Below are 15,973 nucleotides of genomic sequence, written 5' to 3'. Positions count from 1 at the left end.
GGGAAAGGCGGCCGGCCGCGGCGCAGGGCCGCCGCGGCCTGGGCGCCGTCAGTCCTCCAGGAGCTCCTCGGCGACTTCCAGCACGTTCTCGACGGTGAAGCCGAAGTGTTCGAACAGGGCCGACGCCGGGGCGGACTCGCCGAAGCTGCTCATGCCGATCACCCGGCCCTCGAGGCCGACGTACTTGTACCAGAAGTCGGTGTGGGCGGCCTCGATGGCGATGCGCGCGCCCACTTCCACGGGCAGCACGCTCTGCTTGTAGGCGGCGTCCTGCTGGTCGAACACGCTGGTCGAGGGCATGGACACCACGCGCACGCGGCGGCCGCGCTGGCTGAGCTGGTCGGCGGCGGCCACCGCCAGGGCGACCTCCGAGCCGGTGGCGATGAGGATCAGCTCGGGCTCGCCGGCGCAGTCCCTGAGCACGTAGCCGCCGCGGGCGATGGCCTCTATCTGCGCGGCATCGCGAGGCTGGTGCGGCAGGTTCTGGCGGCTGAAGATCAGCGCGCTGGGACCGTCGCGACGCTCGATGGCGCACTTCCAGGCCACTGCGGATTCCACCGCGTCGCAGGGTCGCCAGGTGTTGAGGTTGGGGGTGCAGCGCAGGCTGGTCAGCTGTTCCACCGGCTGGTGGGTCGGGCCGTCCTCGCCGAGGCCGATGGAGTCGTGGGTGTAGACGAACAGCACGCGCTGCTTCATCAGCGCGGCCATGCGCACGGCGTTACAGGCGTATTCCATGAACACCAGGAAGGTGGCTCCGTAGGGAATGAAGCCACCGTGCAGGGCGATGCCGTTCATGATCGCGCTCATGCCGAACTCGCGCACGCCGTAGTGCAGGTAGTTGCCGGCAGCGTCCTCGGCGGAGATGGCCTTGCAGCCCTTCCACAGGGTCAGGTTGGAGCCGGCCAGGTCGGCGGAGCCGCCGAGGAATTCCGGCAGCAGCGGGCCGAAGGCGTTCAGGGCGTTCTGGCTGGCCTTGCGGCTGGCGATGGTCTCGCCCTTGGCGGCGACTTCCTGGATGTAGGCGGCGGCCTTGGCGGAGAAGTCGGCGGGCAGCTCGCCCTGCAGGCGGCGCAGGAACTCGGCGGCCAGTTCCGGATAGGCGGCCTGGTAGGCGGCGAAGCGCTGGTTCCACTCGGCCTCGCGGGCCGCGCCGGCCTCGCGGGCGTCCCACTCGGCGTAGATCTCCGCAGGGATCTCGAAGGGGCCGTGGTTCCAGCCCAGCGCGGCGCGGGTCAGGGCGATCTCCTCGGCGCCCAGGGGGGCACCGTGGCACTCCTCCTTGCCGGCCTTGTTCGGCGAGCCGAAGCCGATGGTGGTCTTGCAGCAGATCAGGGTCGGCTGGTCGCCAGTCTTGCGCGCGGTCTCGATGGCGGTCTTGATCTCCTCGGCGTCATGCCCGTCGACGTTGCGGATCACCTGCCAGCCATAAGCCTCGAAGCGCTTCGGGGTATCGTCGGTGAACCAGCCTTCCACCTCGCCGTCGATGGAGATGCCGTTGTCGTCGTAGAAGGCGATCAGCTTGCCGAGGCCGAGGGTGCCGGCCAGAGCGCAGGCTTCGTGGGAGATGCCTTCCATCATGCAGCCGTCGCCGAGGAACACGTAGGTGTAGTGGTCGACGATCCGGTGGCCGTCACGGTTGAACTGGGCGGCCAGGGTCTTCTCGGCGATGGCGAAGCCCACGGCGTTGGCGATCCCCTGGCCGAGCGGGCCGGTGGTGGTCTCCACCCCCGGGGTATAGCCGTATTCCGGGTGACCCGGGGTCTTGCTGTGCAGTTGGCGGAAGTTCTTCAGGTCGTCGATGCTGAGGTCGTAGCCGGTCAGGTGCAGCAGCGAGTAGATCAGCATGGAGCCGTGGCCGTTGGACAGCACGAAGCGGTCGCGATCGGCCCAGTTCGGGTTGCCCGGGTTGTGTCGCAGGTAGTCGCGCCATAGCACTTCGGCGATGTCGGCCATGCCCATCGGGGCGCCTGGGTGGCCGCTGTTGGCTTTCTGCACGGCATCCATGCTGAGGGCGCGGATGGCGTTGGCACGCTCACGACGGCTGGGCATTACTCGAATCTCCTGCGGACTGTAATCACGGCTGGCAAGGCCGGCGCTACGGGGGCGGCCGGGCATCTTGCGCGAAAGGGCGGGTATTTTCGCCCAGCCGCGGCATTGGGGCAATGACGCCGCGACGAGGCCCAGGCCGGAGAGTCAATATCAAAAAAATTTGATACAGCCGTTGCTGTATGAAAATTGACCGACTAGACTGCGTTCCCCATATGAGCCTGCGCCTTTCCCACCTCCCCTGCGAGCCCTGCGACGAGCTGGCCGCCCTCTGCAAGGCCGGCGGTGATCCGCTGCGCCTCAGGGTGCTGCGCGCCCTGGCCAACGACTCGTTCGGGGTGCTGGAGCTGGCGCAGATCTTCGCCATCGGCCAGTCGGGGATGAGCCATCACCTCAAGGTGCTGGCCCAGGCCGGACTGGTGGCCACCCGCCGCGAGGGCAACGCGATCTTTTACCGCCGCGCCCTGGCGCAGGGCGACAGCCTGGGAGGCCGCTTGCACGCCGCGTTGCTCGAGGAGGTGGACGGCCTGGAGCTGCCCGCCGAGGTGCGCCAGCGCATCGCCGTGGTGCATGCCCGGCGCGCCGCGGCGAGCCGCGACTTCTTCGCCCGCGCGGCGGAGCGGCTGCAGGCCCAGCAGGACCTGATCGCCGGCCTGCCGCAGTACCGCGACAGCGTGCTGGCCCTGCTCGACGCCCTGGACTTCGCCCCCGCCGCCACGGCGCTGGAGGTCGGCCCCGGCGACGGCGCCTTCCTCCCCGAGCTGGCGCGGCGCTTCGCGCGGGTCACGGCCCTTGACATCAGTCCGGAGATGCTCGAGCTGGCCCGTGCCCGCTGCGCCGCCGAGCGACTCGGCAACGTCGAGCTGAAGCTCGCCGACGCCCTGGCCGACGACCAGGAAGCGGCGGACTGCGTGGTGCTGAACATGGTCCTGCACCACTTCGCCGACCCGGCCGCGGCCCTGGTCCGCCTGGCCCGGCTGGTGAAGGCCGCTGGCAGCCTGCTGGTCACCGAGCTGTGCAGCCACGACCAGGGCTGGGCGCGCGACGCCTGCGGCGACCTGTGGCTGGGCTTCGAGCAGGACGACCTGGCCCGCTGGGCCGAAGCGGCCGGACTGGTCCCCGGCGAAAGCCTGTACATCGGCTTGAAGAACGGATTTCAGATTCAGGTGCGGCACTTCGCCAAACCCCCATACAACGGGCCCGAGGGCCGGCAAGATAGGAACCGATAGATGAGCGACTACTCCCTGTTTACCTCCGAGTCCGTGTCCGAAGGTCATCCGGACAAGATCGCCGACCAGATTTCCGATGCGGTGCTCGACGCCATCATCACCCAGGACAAGCACGCCCGGGTGGCCGTGGAGACCCTGGTGAAGACCGGCGTGGCCATCGTCGCCGGGGAAGTCACCACCAGCGCCTGGGTCGACCTGGAACAGATCGTCCGCGACGTGATCTGCGACATCGGCTACACCAGCTCCGACGTCGGTTTCGACGGCGCCACCTGCGGGGTGATCAACATCATCGGCAAGCAGTCGGTGGACATCGCCCAGGGCGTCGACCGCGCCAAGCCCGAGGATCAGGGCGCCGGCGACCAGGGCCTGATGTTCGGCTACGCCAGCAACGAGACCGACGTACTGATGCCGGCGCCGATCTGCCTGTCCCACCGCCTGGTGGAACGCCAGGCCGAGGCGCGCAAGTCCGGCCTGCTGCCCTGGCTGCGCCCGGACGCCAAGAGCCAGGTCACCTGCCGCTACGAGAACGGCAAGGTGGTCGGCATCGACGCCGTGGTGCTCTCCACCCAGCACAACCCGGACGTCAAGTACGCCGACCTGCGCGAGGCGGTGATGGAACTGATCGTCAAGCACGTGATCCCTGCCGAACTGCTGCACAAGGACACCCAGTTCCACATCAACCCGACCGGCCAGTTCATCATCGGCGGCCCGGTGGGCGACTGCGGCCTGACCGGGCGCAAGATCATCGTCGACTCCTACGGTGGCATGGCCCGCCACGGCGGCGGCGCCTTCTCCGGCAAGGACCCGTCCAAGGTGGACCGCTCGGCCGCCTACGCCGGCCGCTACGTAGCCAAGAACATCGTCGCCGCCGGCCTCGCCGAGCGCTGCGAGATCCAGGTGTCCTACGCCATCGGCGTGGCCCAGCCCACCTCCATCTCGCTGAACACCTTCGGCACCGGCAGGATCGCCGACGAGAAGATCATCCAGCTGGTCCGCGAGCACTTCGACCTGCGCCCCTACGCGATCACCCGCATGCTCGACCTGCTCCACCCGATGTACCGCGCCACCGCGGCCTACGGCCACTTCGGCCGCACCCCGCAGGAGGTCACGGTGAACGGCGAGACCTTCTCGACCTTCACCTGGGAGCGCACCGACAAGGCCGCCGCGCTGCGCGACGCCGCCGGCCTCTGAGCCCGCCCCCAAACGAAAAACGCCGCCTGGCCTTCCGCCGGCGGCGTTTTCGTTTGCCCGCAAGAAGGCCCGGGCTCAGTAGGCGCGGAACTCCTGGTGGCACGCCTCGCAGGCGTCCTCCACGCGCTGCATGGGCGCCTTGAGCCGTGCCGGCGCCAGCGGCGTGGCGGTGGTCGCCGCTAGCAGCGCGGCGGTGCTGTCCTCCATCTCGCGGACCAGCTCCTGGAAGCGTTCCTGGCGCTGCCAGATCTCATCCCGGGCACTGCTCCGGTCGTCCCGCTCGGCCTGCGGGAAGTGCTGCCAGGGCTGACGCGACAGCGCATCGAGCCTGGCCGCGCCCTCGGCGAAGCGCTTTTCGTCGAAGGCCAACCGGCCGCGCAGCATACCGCTCAAATCTTCGCTGGTGCGCAGCATCTGCTTGAACAGCGCCTTGCGCTGGCCCAGGGGGGAATTCGGATCGATCCGGTCGCAGCCGGCCAACAGCAGGCCGGCGGTCAGGAGCATAACGAGGCTTTTCACGGTCATGGCATCGGGATTCGGGTTGAAACGGCGGGCGACAGTATTCCCGTCCGCCCGGAAAATGCCAAACGCGCGGCACTGCCGCGGCTGACCGGCGGGCGCTCCGGAGCGCCCGGCCCGGCCGCCACAGGCGCACCTCAACGCGCCGGGATGGTGTCGTCCGCGGCGCGCCAGATCAGCTTGTCGACCTTGAAGTCGCGGCGTCGGGCTTCTTCCAGCAACCGCTCGCGGGTCGCCGGGTCCACCTCGGGGGTGCGGGCCAGCAGCCACAGGTAGTCGCGGTCCGGGGTGCCGACCAGCGCGGTGCGGTAGTCGTCGTCCAGGTAAAGAACCCAATAGTCACCCTTGGTCAGCCCCGGCAGCAGGCTGGAGGCCCAGGTGTCGAAGCGCACCCAGAGCTTGTCGGTGTGCTTCGGATGCACCGGCGCGGCCTGGCCGTGGACCTCGCGCCATTCGCCCTCCGCGGTACGGCAGCGGTTGCGCACGTCCAGTCCGCCGTCGGCACGCAGGCTGTAGTGGGCCTCGGCCTGCACGCAGGCGCGCTGCACGAACATCGGCAGGCGGGCCAGCTCGTACCAGGTGCCCTGGTAGCGCTGCAGGTCCACATCGCCCGCGGTCTTCGGCGGCACCGGGCCGGTTCCGGAATTGGCGCAGCCGGCCAGCAGCAGCGCGGCGGCCAGGGCCAGGAAACAAGCCTTGTTCATCACTTCAACCCCTTGCCGGAGAACATCACCACCTTGTCGCCGGCGAACTGCACGCTGATGAAACGTTCCTGGTCACCCCAGGTACAGCTGGTGAAGCCCGCCGCGCCGGCGCACTCGCTGGGATCGCCGAGCAGCTGCTCCACCTCGCCCTTGGCCATGCCGGCCTTGAGCTGGGAATAGTTCTTCTGATTGATCTTGTCGCACGCGGTCAGGGCCACGCAGATCGCCAGCAGGGCGAAACGACGTACGGACATGGACTTCTCCTTGGGCTGAGATTCGTCGACTGAGCATAGGCCAGCCGGTAGCCGCCGTTGGATTCAGAAACCGGCGCCGGGTTCCTGCAGGTAGGCCAGCTCCTCTGCCGTGGAGGCGCGGCCGAGGATGGCGTTGCGGTGCGAGAAGCGGCCGAAGCGGGCGATCACCGCGCGATGGCGCTCGGCATAGTCGAGGAAGTTGGCGAACAGCTCGCGCTCGGCAGGCCCGGCGCCGTCCAGCAGGGTCCGGAAGGCCGCCACGCTGCGCTCCTGGCGCACGGGGTCCTCGGCATGCTCGAGGACCAGGTAGACGAACACCTGGCGGATCGCCGGCAGCCGCTCTGCGAAGCCGCGTTCCAGGCCGTCGTCCACCAGCGCCTGGGCGCGGGCGTCGCCGGCGAAGGCGCGCGGGCCGTCGCGGTGGACCATGCGCGGCAGCTGGTCGAGCAGCAGGATCAGCGCCAGCCAGCCGTCGGGGCTTGCCGCCCAGTCGCCGAGACCACCCTCCAAGGCCTGCTCGACCCAGGCGCCGAAGCGCTCACGCGCCTCAGCGTCCTGGCTGCCGCGCTTGCCGAACCACAGCGAGTGGCGCTGCCCGACCACCTCGGCGGCCGTGCGCCCGGGGCCGAACCACCAGTCGTGCAGCGGCTGCCAGGGCGCCGGCATGGCTCAGGCCTGCTCGCGGTGATAGCGGGTGGCGCGCTCCACCTCTTCCTTCGAGCCGAGGAACACCGCCACGCGCTGGTGCAGGGATTCCGGCTGGATCTCGAGGATCCGCTGGTGGCCGTTGGTGGCCGCGCCGCCAGCCTGCTCGATGATGAAAGACATGGGGTTGGCCTCGTACATCAGGCGCAGCTTGCCGGGCTTCTCCGGCTCGCGGGCGTCGCGCGGGTACATGAAGATGCCGCCGCGGGTCAGGATGCGGTGCACGTCGGCGACCATGGAGGCGATCCAGCGCATGTTGTAGTTCTTGCCCAGCGGGCCCTCGGTGCCGGCCAGCAGTTCGCTGACGTAGCGCTTGACCGGCGGCTCCCAGTGGCGCTGGTTGGACATGTTGATGGCGAACTCGGCGGTGCTCTCCGGCACGCGGATGTTGTCGTGGGTGAGCACGAAGGAGCCCAGCTCGCGATCCAGGGTGAAGCCCTTGACGCCGTCGCCCAGGGTCAGCATCAGCATGGTCTGCGGGCCGTAGATGGCGTAGCCGGCGGCCACCTGCCGGGTGCCCGGCTGCAGGAAGGCCTTCTCGTTGAGGATGTCGTTCTGCGACATGTATTCGCCCGGACAGCGCAGCACCGAGAAGATGGTGCCCACCGAGACGTTGACGTCGATGTTGGAGGAGCCGTCCAGGGGGTCGAAGACCAGCAGGTAGGCGCCCTTCGGGTACTTGCCGGGAATCTGGTAGGCGTGCGCCATCTCCTCGGAGGCCATGCCGGCCAGGTGGCCGCCCCACTCGTTGGCTTCCAGGAGGATCTCGTTGGACAGCACGTCGAGCTTCTTCTGCACCTCGCCCTGCACGTTCTCGGTGCCCATGCTGCCCAGCACGCCGCCCAGCGCGCCCTTGGACACCGCATGGCTGATCTCCTTGCAGGCTCGCGCCACCACTTCGATGAGGAAACGCAGATCGGCCGGGGTGTTGTGGCAGCGGGTCTGCTCGATCAGATAGCGACTCAGGGTGACGCGGGACATGGAAAGCTCCAGAAGAAAGGAAAACCTGCGAAGTTTACCGCGGAACAGGAGCCGATGCCTCGCCGGTCCGACACCTGTTCCGGGTTCCCGCGCGTATGTCGGCCTCAGAAGTCCAGGCTGAGGGCCAGGCCGAGCCCCTGCTGCTCGAGGTCGTCGGCCTTGCGGTAGGTATAGCTGCCGCGCAGCACCAGCCCCGGCGAGAGCTGCTGGCTGAAGCCGAAGCCGGCACGAAGCAGGCGGTCGTCCGGAGTGTAGCCGCGGAGCTGGAAGTCGATGTCCGGCAGGCTGGTCAGCGACATGCGCAGCTCGCGGGTGTCGTCCTCGTACTCGCGCTCCTGGGCCAGCTCGGCGAACAGCGCGGTGGCCGGCGACAGCTGCAGGCGGCCCTGCAGGCCGACGCCGAGGCGCTTGGAGGTGCGCTTCTGGTCGTCGTAGCGCAGCGCGCTGGAGGAGTCGCCGCGCTCGGCGTAACCGTCCACCTCGACCCGCGCGTAGTCGGCGCTGACGAAGGGGCTCAGGTGCCAGTCGCTGCCCGCTTCGGCGATGTCGTAGCCGAAGCGCGCGCCGAACGCCCACAGCCGGCCGTCGGTGTCGCCCTTCTCGCTGCGGGTGGTGACGCCCATGTCGAACCGACGCCTGAGGTCGTGGTAGTCCAGATGGCCGCCGCTCAGCGCCGCCTCGCCCCACCAGCGTTCGTGCTGGTACTGGGCGAAGGCGGTGGCCAGGTAGCTGCGCAGGTCGTAGTCGGAGTCCGCCGCACCGACCTCCAGCTCCTGGCTGTAGAAGCCGGCGGCCAGGCCGATCCGCCAGTCCTCGGTGAGCCGGTAGCTGGCGCCGAGGTTCAGGTTGTAGCCGAAGCCGTCGCCGCTGCTGGCGCTGGCCTGATCGTCGAAGTCCAGGTGCTGACCGCCGGCATCGACGAAGCCACGCCACTGACCGACCGGCTGCCAGGCCTGCCAGTCGCTCTGCCATTGCGCCCGCAGGCGATCCTGGTGGGCCCGCAGGGTGCCGTGGGCCATCTCCGGCAGCAGGGTCAGCTCCCAGGGCGCGGCCAGCAGCGAGTAGGCGTAGTCGGCGAAGATGCGGTGCACCGCGGTGGTCGGGTGCACGCTGTCGTTGAAGACCAGCCGGTTCGGGTCCGGGGTAGCGCTGCCGATCCCCCAGGTGGGGTTCTGGCTGGCGCAGCCGTCGAAGCAGGTGCCGACCAGGTCCTGGCTGGCATCGAAGCCGAAGCGCGCCGCATCGCGGATCACCTCCTCGAACAGCAGCGGCACGTTGAGAGGAATGATCTCCGCATCGATGCCACGCAGCTGGGCGAGCAGCTCGGTATTCAGCGCCGTGCCCAGGGTGCCGAAGGTGTCGGCCAGCGACGTGCCGGACAGCGCCGGGGTGCGACCGACGTTGGGCAGCAGCGAGACCATGATGTAACGCGCCCCGGCGGCCTGCAGGGCGCGCACGCTGTCGGCCAGGCGCACCGCGGCCTCCTGGGCCTGGGCCTCGTTGAGCACGCGACCCTGGAGGAAATCGTTGCCGCCGCCGTTGACGTAGAACAGGGTGTTGGGGTCCAGGCTCAGGCCTCGGCTGGCGAGGTCCACCAGGTAGCCGTCGCGGCTCCGCGAGCCGACCACCGAGCCGCCGGGCTGGGTGATGGAGGCGAGGATCTGGTCGGTGCGGTAGCCGCCGACCGCCCAGTTGTTGCCGTCCGGCAAGCCCGCGGCGGCATGCACCGGGGAGGTCGAGGGGCCGTTATTCGCGACGCCCAGCATCTCGCCGAGCAGCACCGTTGACGGATAGCCGAATTCCTCGCCGCTACCGTGCTGGTAGGTGGGGCCGACCCGGTTGGTGAAGCGGGTGGTGGCATTCGCCGGACCATTGGGATCCGGGGCCTGGCCGGCGTCGCTGAGACTGTCGCCGAACACCACCAGCGCGCTGTAGGGCGCCGGGGCGGCGAGAAGGGGGCTGGCAGAGAGCAGGGAAAGCAGACAGACCGGGGCAAGCCGGTACAACCTCGTACTCATCGCTTTGGGTCCTTGATTGTTATTGGTAGTCGGACGTGCCTTCCACTTTAGCCTAGCGGGGCGCAAGCGCCAGCGCCATGCACGCCCCGAATGCCCCACCCTGCGTCTGGGCATCCCCCGGACGCCCGGCTATCATGCCGTCCCCTGCAGTGCCTCCCCCTCCCTATCCATGAGCAAGCTGATCGTCGGTGCCGATCTGGAGCGCACCGAAACCTGGATCAAATACGAGAAGCACCTCTGCGCCAGCTGCCGAGCCAGCTGCTGCACCATGCCGGTCGAGGCACGCTTCGCCGACCTGCTGCGCATCGGCGTGGTGGACGAGTTGAGCGCGACGAGCCGCCGCGCAACGTCGCCAGACGGCTGATCCGCGAAGGCGTGGTGGAGCGCTTCAACCAGAAGACCGGCCTCTACACCCTGGTGCGCCTGAGCAACAACGATTGCCTGTATCTGGACCGCAAGACCCGCCTCTGCACCATCTACGAGAGGCGTCCGGACACCTGCCGCAACCATCCGCGGATCGGCCCGCGCCCCGGCTACTGCGCCTTCGTGCCCAAGTCGCCGCGCGGCTGATGGCGCGCCCCTGCATGGCAGGCAGCTGATCCATGCCATCCCCGGCGAGGTGGCCAAGCTGCTGCAGCGCCTACCGGGGCGATCTACGCCCCGCACTGCGCCATCATCCAGCCGGCCAAGCTGGCCCGCGGGCTGGCCCCGCCCTGGCGGACCGCATGGAATCCCTGATGCGCCGCCTCCGGAGTGGGACACCCCGTGACGCTGGCGCCGGCAAATCGCCCAGCAGGAGTTCTGCCACTTCGTCGCCGGCCGCCGTACCTTCACCTCGGGTGGCGGCGAGCCGATCCGCGGGGACATCCGCCTCCATCCCCAGGAGGAGCGGATGACCGGACTCTCCTCCTGGCAGCCAGGCCGCGGCAGATCGACCGCCTGCGCACACGCATCTGCAGCCGCCCCGACAGCACCACCAAAAAGAAGCCCCGCGCGGAGCGCTCCGGCGGGGCTTCTTTTGGGCTGGCTCGCGATCAGACCTTGCTGCGCTCGTAGCGCTTGCGGTCGTTCTCGTTGAGCAGCTTCTTGCGCAGGCGGATGGACTTGGGCGTCACTTCCACCAGCTCGTCCTCGTCGATGAACTCCAGGGCCTGTTCCAGGGTGAACTTCAGCGCCGGGGTCAGCTGGATGGTCTCGTCCTTGCCGGAGGCGCGCATGTTGTCGAGCTTCTTGGCCTTGGTGGGGTTGACCACCAGATCGTTGTCGCGGCTGTGGATGCCCACCAACTGGCCTTCGTAGACCTCGTCGCCCGGAGAGAGGAACAGCTTGCCGCGGTCCTGCAAGGTCTCCAGGGAGTAGCTCAGGGCGGTACCGCTAGCCATGGAGACCAGCACGCCGTTCTGGCGGTGGGCCACTTCGCCGCTCTTGATCGGGCCGTAGTGGTCGAAGGTGCTGGTGAGAATGCCGGTGCCCGAGGTCATGGTCAGGAAGGCGTTGCGGAAGCCGATCAGGCCGCGCGCCGGGATGATGTACTCGAGGCGGATGCGGCCCTTGCCGTCGGGGATCATGTTGGTCAGATCGCCCTTGCGCAGGCCCATCTGCTCCATCACCGGCCCCTGGTGCTGTTCCTCGATGTCGATGGTGACGTTCTCGTAGGGCTCCTGCTTGACGCCGTCCTTCTCGATGATCACCACCTCGGGCCGCCCCACGGCCAGCTCGAAGCCCTCGCGGCGCATGGTCTCGATCAGCACCGAGAGGTGCAGCTCGCCGCGCCCGGAGACCTTGAACTTCTCGGCGGAGTCACCCTGCTCGACGCGCAGCGCCACGTTGTGCAGCAGCTCCTTCTCCAGGCGCTCCTTGATGTTGCGGCTGGTGACGAACTTGCCTTCGCGCCCGGCGAACGGCGAGTCGTTGACCTGGAAGGTCATGCTCACGGTGGGCTGGTCCACGGTCAGCGGCGGCAGCGCCTCGACGCACTGCGGATCGCACAGGGTATCGGAGATGAACAGCTCTTCCATGCCCGAGACGCAGACGATGTCGCCCGCCTCGGCTTCCGGCACGTCCACGCGCTGCAGGCCGTGGTGACCCATGATCTTGAGGATACGCCCCTGGCGCTTGTTGCCCTCGGCATCGATGGCCACCACCGGGGAGTTGGCCTTGATGCGCCCGCGGGTGATGCGGCCGATGCCGATCACGCCGAGGAAGCTGTTGTAGTCCAGCTGGGAGATCTGCATCTGGAAGGGGCCGTCGAGGTCCACCTTGGGCGCCGGCACATGGTCGATGATGGCCTGGAACAGGGCGTCCATGTTGTCGTCCATGTTCTCGTGGTCGAGGCCGGCGATGCCGTTCAGGGCACTGGCGTAGACGATCGGGAAGTCCAGCTGTTCGTCGGTGGCGCCGAGGTTGTCGAAGAGGTCGAAGATCTGGTCGATGACCCAGTCCGGACGCGCGCCGGGACGGTCGATCTTGTTCACCACGACGATCGGACGCAGGCCGGCCTTGAAGGCCTTCTGGGTGACGAAGCGGGTCTGCGGCATGGGGCCGTCCTGAGCGTCCACCACCAGCAGCACGGAGTCGACCATGGACATCACCCGCTCCACCTCGCCGCCGAAGTCGGCGTGGCCGGGGGTGTCGACGATGTTGATGCGGTAGTCACCCCACTTGATGGCGGTGTTCTTGGCCAGGATGGTGATGCCGCGTTCCCGTTCCTGGTCATTGGAGTCCATCACCCGCTCGCCTTCGGCTTCCTTGCGGTCCAGGGTGCCGGACAGCTTGAGCAGCTTGTCGACGAGGGTGGTCTTGCCATGGTCGACGTGGGCGATGATGGCGATGTTGCGGAGATTCTCGATCACGGTGTTTTCCTAAAAGAGGGCGGCGGACGTCAGGCCGCAGGCTGCAGACAAGGGCGTAGGCAAGGCTGGGCGCCGCCCGTCGGGGGGATGCCGGCGGCGCCGCGCGCTGCGGCGGATTCGACAGACGCCCATCAGCGCCCCTCTGGCGACTTGTGGCCGGCGGGCCGGTAGACCCGCACGTTCTGATGCCCTTCGGAGAGCAGGTGATGGGCATGCAGTCGGCTCATCACTCCCTTGTCGCAGTACAGCAGGTACTGGCGGGTATCGTCGAGGTGCTTGAACTTGCTGTTCAGGGCGAAGAACGGCAGAGCCTGCACCTCGATGCCGGGCAGCTCCAAGGGCTGCTCCTCCACCGCGTCCGGGTGGCGGATGTCGAGGACGATGTGCCCGGGCAGCGCTTCGCTGACCTCCTCGACCTGCAGATCCTGGCCCAGTTCGTCGATCACCCGGTCGATGGCCACCAGACGGGCGCGCTCCAGGGCGCGCTCCAGTACCGCCATGTCGAACTGGCGCTCCTCGTACTCGACCCGCTCGCGCTTGGCCTTGGTGGTGGGGTTCACCGAAATGACCCCGCAGTACTCCGGCATGTGCTTGGCGAACTCGGCGGTGCCGATCGCGTAGGCGGTGTCGATGATGTCCTGCTTGTGGCTGGCGATCAGCGGGCGCACCACCAGGCGCTCGGTGGCCGAGTCGATCACCGCCAGGTTGGTCAGGGTCTGGCTGGACACCTGGGAGATCGACTCGCCCGTGACCAGGGCGTCGATCTGCAAGCGCTCGGCGATGCCGCTGGCGGCGCGCAGCATCATGCGCTTGAGGACCACGCCCATGTGGCTGTCGTCTACCTTGCCGAGGATCTCGGCGACCACTTCCTCGAAGGGCACGCTGACGAACAGCACCCGGTGCGAGCGGCCATAGCGGCTCCACAGGTAGTGGGCGACTTCCATCACCCCCAGCTCGTGGGCACGGCCGCCGAGGTTGAAGAACACGAAGTGGCTGACCAGGCCGCGGCGCATCATCTGGTAGGCCGCCACCGTGGAATCGAAGCCACCGGACATCAGCACCAGGCATTGCTCCACGGTACCCAGCGGGTAGCCGCCGATGCAGTCGTGCTGGCGGTCCACCACGAACAGCCGCTGGTCGCGGATCTCCATGCGCACCTCGACCTCCGGGTGCTTCAGCGAGACCCCGGCGGCGCCGCACTGCTGGCGCAGCTGGCTGCCCACGTAGCGCTCCACGTCCATGGAGGTGAATTCGTGCTTGCCGGCGCGCTTGCAACGCACCGCGAAGACCTTGCCGGGCAGCTGATCGGCGTAGTGGCGCTTGCACTTCTCGACTATGTCGTCGAAGTCGCCCAGGGGATATTCGTGGACTTCCAGGAACTGGCCGATGCCCGGGGTGCAGCGCAGGCGATCGATCATCTCGCGCAGCAGTTTGGGATCGCTCTGCTCGGTCTGCACCTCCAGATTGTCCCAGGCGCCGGTCACCTCCAGCCGAGGGTCCAGGTCGCGCAGCACCGTGCGGATGTTCCGCGCCAGCTGGCGGATGAAGTGCTTGCGTACCGGCCGGCTCTTGATGGTGATTTCCGGAAAGACTTTGACGATCAGCTTCATGAAAACAGGAGGGCGGGGGCAGGGCCAAAAAACAGGGGCGCGGATTATACCGGAAATTGCTCAAGGTTTAATCAGAATCGTGCAGATTCCCCGCATTGCACCAAAATGATGCGGATGCACCACAAAAGGCACCAAAGGCGTGCAAAAGTGGAAGAGCGTGCACCGTTACAGCCCCCGCCAGCCCTGCATTTCAGGGCGTTCGTCCATCCTGGAGCACTGGCACGCAAATTGCTCCCTTGTGAGGCAGGTTGCCTTGGCGGACCATCCGCCGCGGCTTCACCGAATTACCCCGAGGGCCTCCGACTAAGCCCTCACCTTCTGGAGGACAGCATGTCGAAGTCGATTCAACTGATCAAAGAACACGACGTGAAGTGGGTAGACCTGCGCTTCACCGATACCAAAGGCAAGCAGCAGCACGTGACCATCCCTGCCCGTGAAGCGCTGGACGAAGATTTCTTCGAGCACGGCAAGATGTTCGACGGCTCCTCCATCGCCGGCTGGAAAGGCATCGAAGCCTCCGACATGATCCTCATGCCGGACGACAGCACCGCCGTGCTGGACCCCTTCACCGAAGAGCCGACCCTGATCCTGGTCTGCGACATCATCGAGCCCTCCACCATGCAGGGCTACGACCGTGACCCGCGCGCCATCGCCCGTCGCGCCGAGGAATACCTGAAGTCCACCGGCATCGGCGACACCGCCTTCTTCGGTCCGGAACCGGAGTTCTTCATCTTCGACGAAGTGAAGTTCAAGTCCGACATCTCCGGCTCCATGTTCAAGATCTACTCCGAACAGGCTGCCTGGAACACCGACGCCTCCTTCGAGAGCGGCAACAAGGGCCACCGCCCGGGCGTCAAGGGCGGTTACTTCCCGGTTCCGCCGGTCGACCACGACCACGAAATCCGCACCGCCATGTGCAACGCTCTGGAAGAGTTCGGCCTCAAGGTTGAAGTGCACCACCACGAGGTGGCCACCGCTGGCCAGAACGAGATCGGCGTCAGCTTCAACACCCTGGTGAAGAAGGCCGACGAAGTGCAGACCCTGAAGTACGTGGTGCACAACGTCGCCGACGCCTACGGCAAGACCGCTACCTTCATGCCGAAGCCGCTGTACGGCGACAACGGCTCGGGCATGCACGTGCACATGTCCATCGCCAAGGACGGCAAGAACACCTTCGCCGGTGAAGGCTATGCCGGCCTGTCCGAGACCGCCCTGTACTTCATCGGCGGCATCATCAAGCACGGCAAGGCCCTGAACGGCTTCACCAACCCGTCCACCAACTCCTACAAGCGTCTGGTGCCGGGCTTCGAAGCGCCGGTGATGCTGGCCTACTCGGCCCGCAACCGTTCCGCCTCGATCCGCATTCCGTACGTCAACAGCCCGAAAGCCCGCCGCATCGAAGCGCGCTTCCCGGACCCGTCGGCCAACCCCTACCTGGCCTTCGCGGCTCTGCTGATGGCCGGCCTGGACGGCATCCAGAACAAGATCCACCCCGGCGATGCCGCCGACAAGAACCTGTACGACCTGCCGCCGGAAGAGGCCAAGGAAATCCCGCAGGTTTGCGGCAGCCTGAAGGAGGCTCTGGAAGCCCTGGACGCCGACCGCGCCTTCCTGACCAAGGGCGGCGTGTTCTCCGACGACTTCATCGATGCCTACATCGAGCTGAAGAGCGAAGAAGAAATCAAGGTGCGCACCTTCGTGCACCCGCTGGAATACGACCTGTACTACAGCGTCTGATTCCCGCACTCGCCTGCGTGCAACGCCAAGGGCCACCTTCGGGTGGCCCTTGTTTTTTTCTGGATCGGCGGCAAGGCGAACGGCGGCGACCGGTCGGCCAGCCTGGCCTGGCGGCGCCTCGGCTCAC

General features: G+C 67.5%; 12 protein-coding genes and 2 pseudogenes. 5 read left to right on the top strand and 9 right to left on the bottom strand.

The genetic code is table 11. The features are described 5' to 3' along the window. Positions 1-48: 48 nt before the first annotated feature. Entirely contained in the window at positions 49-2,049 is a 2,001-nt protein-coding gene (gene tkt / locus H165_RS0109005; protein WP_017938603.1) for a transketolase, read from the bottom strand. A gap of 212 nt (positions 2,050-2,261) precedes the next feature. On the opposite strand from tkt, the gene H165_RS0109000 reads away from it, so the two are divergent. Next, positions 2,262-3,275: an ArsR/SmtB family transcription factor gene (locus tag H165_RS0109000; protein ID WP_017938602.1), complete on the top strand. Its 1,014-nt coding sequence runs from the start codon at positions 2,262-2,264 to the stop codon at positions 3,273-3,275. Then, on the top strand, positions 3,276-4,466 hold the full coding sequence (metK, locus tag H165_RS0108995; RefSeq protein WP_017938601.1) for a methionine adenosyltransferase: 1,191 nt from the start codon (positions 3,276-3,278) through the stop codon (positions 4,464-4,466). Positions 4,467-4,541: 75 nt separating this feature from the next. On the opposite strand, the gene H165_RS0108990 is transcribed toward metK, so the two are convergent. The 6 genes from H165_RS0108990 to estP form a co-directional block, all read right to left on the bottom strand. Then, complete coding sequence (locus tag H165_RS0108990) at positions 4,542-4,991, bottom strand: c-type cytochrome (RefSeq protein ID WP_026146492.1); 450 nt, start codon at positions 4,989-4,991, stop codon at positions 4,542-4,544. Between the two features lie 131 nt (positions 4,992-5,122). Next, entirely contained in the window at positions 5,123-5,689 is a 567-nt protein-coding gene (locus H165_RS0108985; protein WP_017938599.1) for a lipocalin family protein, read from the bottom strand. Continuing rightward, positions 5,689-5,943, bottom strand: a complete 255-nt coding sequence (locus tag H165_RS0108980; RefSeq protein WP_017938598.1) for a hypothetical protein — start codon at positions 5,941-5,943, stop codon at positions 5,689-5,691. The genes H165_RS0108985 and H165_RS0108980 overlap by 1 nt, the downstream gene beginning before the upstream one ends. A 63-nt stretch (positions 5,944-6,006) precedes the next feature. Then, positions 6,007-6,609 (bottom strand): DUF924 family protein, encoded by a 603-nt coding sequence (locus H165_RS0108975; protein WP_017938597.1) that lies wholly within the window; start codon positions 6,607-6,609, stop codon positions 6,007-6,009. 3 nt (positions 6,610-6,612) lie between these two features. Further along, the gene (locus tag H165_RS0108970; protein WP_017938596.1) at positions 6,613-7,629 is read right to left on the bottom strand and encodes a class 1 fructose-bisphosphatase; all 1,017 of its coding nucleotides are present in this window, start codon (positions 7,627-7,629) and stop codon (positions 6,613-6,615) included. Between the two features lie 104 nt (positions 7,630-7,733). After that, positions 7,734-9,647 carry an esterase EstP gene (estP, locus tag H165_RS0108965; protein WP_040640609.1) on the bottom strand — a complete coding sequence of 638 codons (1,914 nt, stop codon included), beginning with the start codon at positions 9,645-9,647 and terminating at the stop codon, positions 7,734-7,736. Positions 9,648-9,816: 169 nt separating this feature from the next. Here estP and H165_RS18490 point away from each other — a divergent pair. Together H165_RS18490 and H165_RS19965 are read left to right on the top strand one after the other, a co-directional pair. Then, positions 9,817-10,217 (top strand): annotated as a pseudogene (locus tag H165_RS18490) (YkgJ family cysteine cluster protein). A gap of 199 nt (positions 10,218-10,416) precedes the next feature. Then, positions 10,417-10,503, top strand: a pseudogene (locus tag H165_RS19965) (cupin domain-containing protein); the annotation flags it as partial. A gap of 178 nt (positions 10,504-10,681) precedes the next feature. On the opposite strand, the gene typA reads toward H165_RS19965, so the two are convergent. Together typA and thiI are read right to left on the bottom strand one after the other, a co-directional pair. Next, on the bottom strand, positions 10,682-12,499 hold the full coding sequence (typA, locus tag H165_RS0108955) for a translational GTPase TypA (protein ID WP_017938593.1): 1,818 nt from the start codon (positions 12,497-12,499) through the stop codon (positions 10,682-10,684). 131 nt (positions 12,500-12,630) lie between these two features. Further along, complete coding sequence (gene thiI, locus H165_RS0108950; RefSeq protein ID WP_017938592.1) at positions 12,631-14,109, bottom strand: tRNA uracil 4-sulfurtransferase ThiI; 1,479 nt, start codon at positions 14,107-14,109, stop codon at positions 12,631-12,633. Between the two features lie 330 nt (positions 14,110-14,439). Here thiI and glnA point away from each other — a divergent pair, with 330 nt between their 5' ends. Continuing rightward, positions 14,440-15,846: a glutamate--ammonia ligase gene (glnA, locus tag H165_RS0108945; protein ID WP_017938591.1), complete on the top strand. Its 1,407-nt coding sequence runs from the start codon at positions 14,440-14,442 to the stop codon at positions 15,844-15,846. The last annotated feature ends 127 nt before the right edge of the window (positions 15,847-15,973 follow it).

The sequence above is a fragment of the Pseudomonas thermotolerans DSM 14292 genome (assembly GCF_000364625.1).
In the GTDB taxonomy this organism is placed as follows: Bacteria; Pseudomonadota; Gammaproteobacteria; order Pseudomonadales; family Pseudomonadaceae; genus Aquipseudomonas; species Aquipseudomonas thermotolerans.
The sequence above is the reverse complement of the archived record's forward strand: the minus strand, read 5'-3'. Positions and strand labels throughout refer to the sequence as shown.

Coding starts and splice junctions, on each gene's coding strand:
- estP (WP_040640609.1), bottom strand. CDS start 9,647: ATGAGTACGAGGTTGTACCGGCTTGCCCCGGTCTGTCTGCTTTCCCTG.
- thiI (WP_017938592.1), bottom strand. CDS start 14,109: ATGAAGCTGATCGTCAAAGTCTTTCCGGAAATCACCATCAAGAGCCGG.
- H165_RS0108990 (WP_026146492.1), bottom strand. CDS start 4,991: ATGACCGTGAAAAGCCTCGTTATGCTCCTGACCGCCGGCCTGCTGTTG.
- H165_RS0108980 (WP_017938598.1), bottom strand. CDS start 5,943: ATGTCCGTACGTCGTTTCGCCCTGCTGGCGATCTGCGTGGCCCTGACC.
- H165_RS0108975 (WP_017938597.1), bottom strand. CDS start 6,609: ATGCCGGCGCCCTGGCAGCCGCTGCACGACTGGTGGTTCGGCCCCGGG.
- H165_RS0109000 (WP_017938602.1), top strand. CDS start 2,262: ATGAGCCTGCGCCTTTCCCACCTCCCCTGCGAGCCCTGCGACGAGCTG.
- metK (WP_017938601.1), top strand. CDS start 3,276: ATGAGCGACTACTCCCTGTTTACCTCCGAGTCCGTGTCCGAAGGTCAT.
- H165_RS0108970 (WP_017938596.1), bottom strand. CDS start 7,629: ATGTCCCGCGTCACCCTGAGTCGCTATCTGATCGAGCAGACCCGCTGC.
- glnA (WP_017938591.1), top strand. CDS start 14,440: ATGTCGAAGTCGATTCAACTGATCAAAGAACACGACGTGAAGTGGGTA.
- H165_RS0108985 (WP_017938599.1), bottom strand. CDS start 5,689: ATGAACAAGGCTTGTTTCCTGGCCCTGGCCGCCGCGCTGCTGCTGGCC.
- tkt (WP_017938603.1), bottom strand. CDS start 2,049: ATGCCCAGCCGTCGTGAGCGTGCCAACGCCATCCGCGCCCTCAGCATG.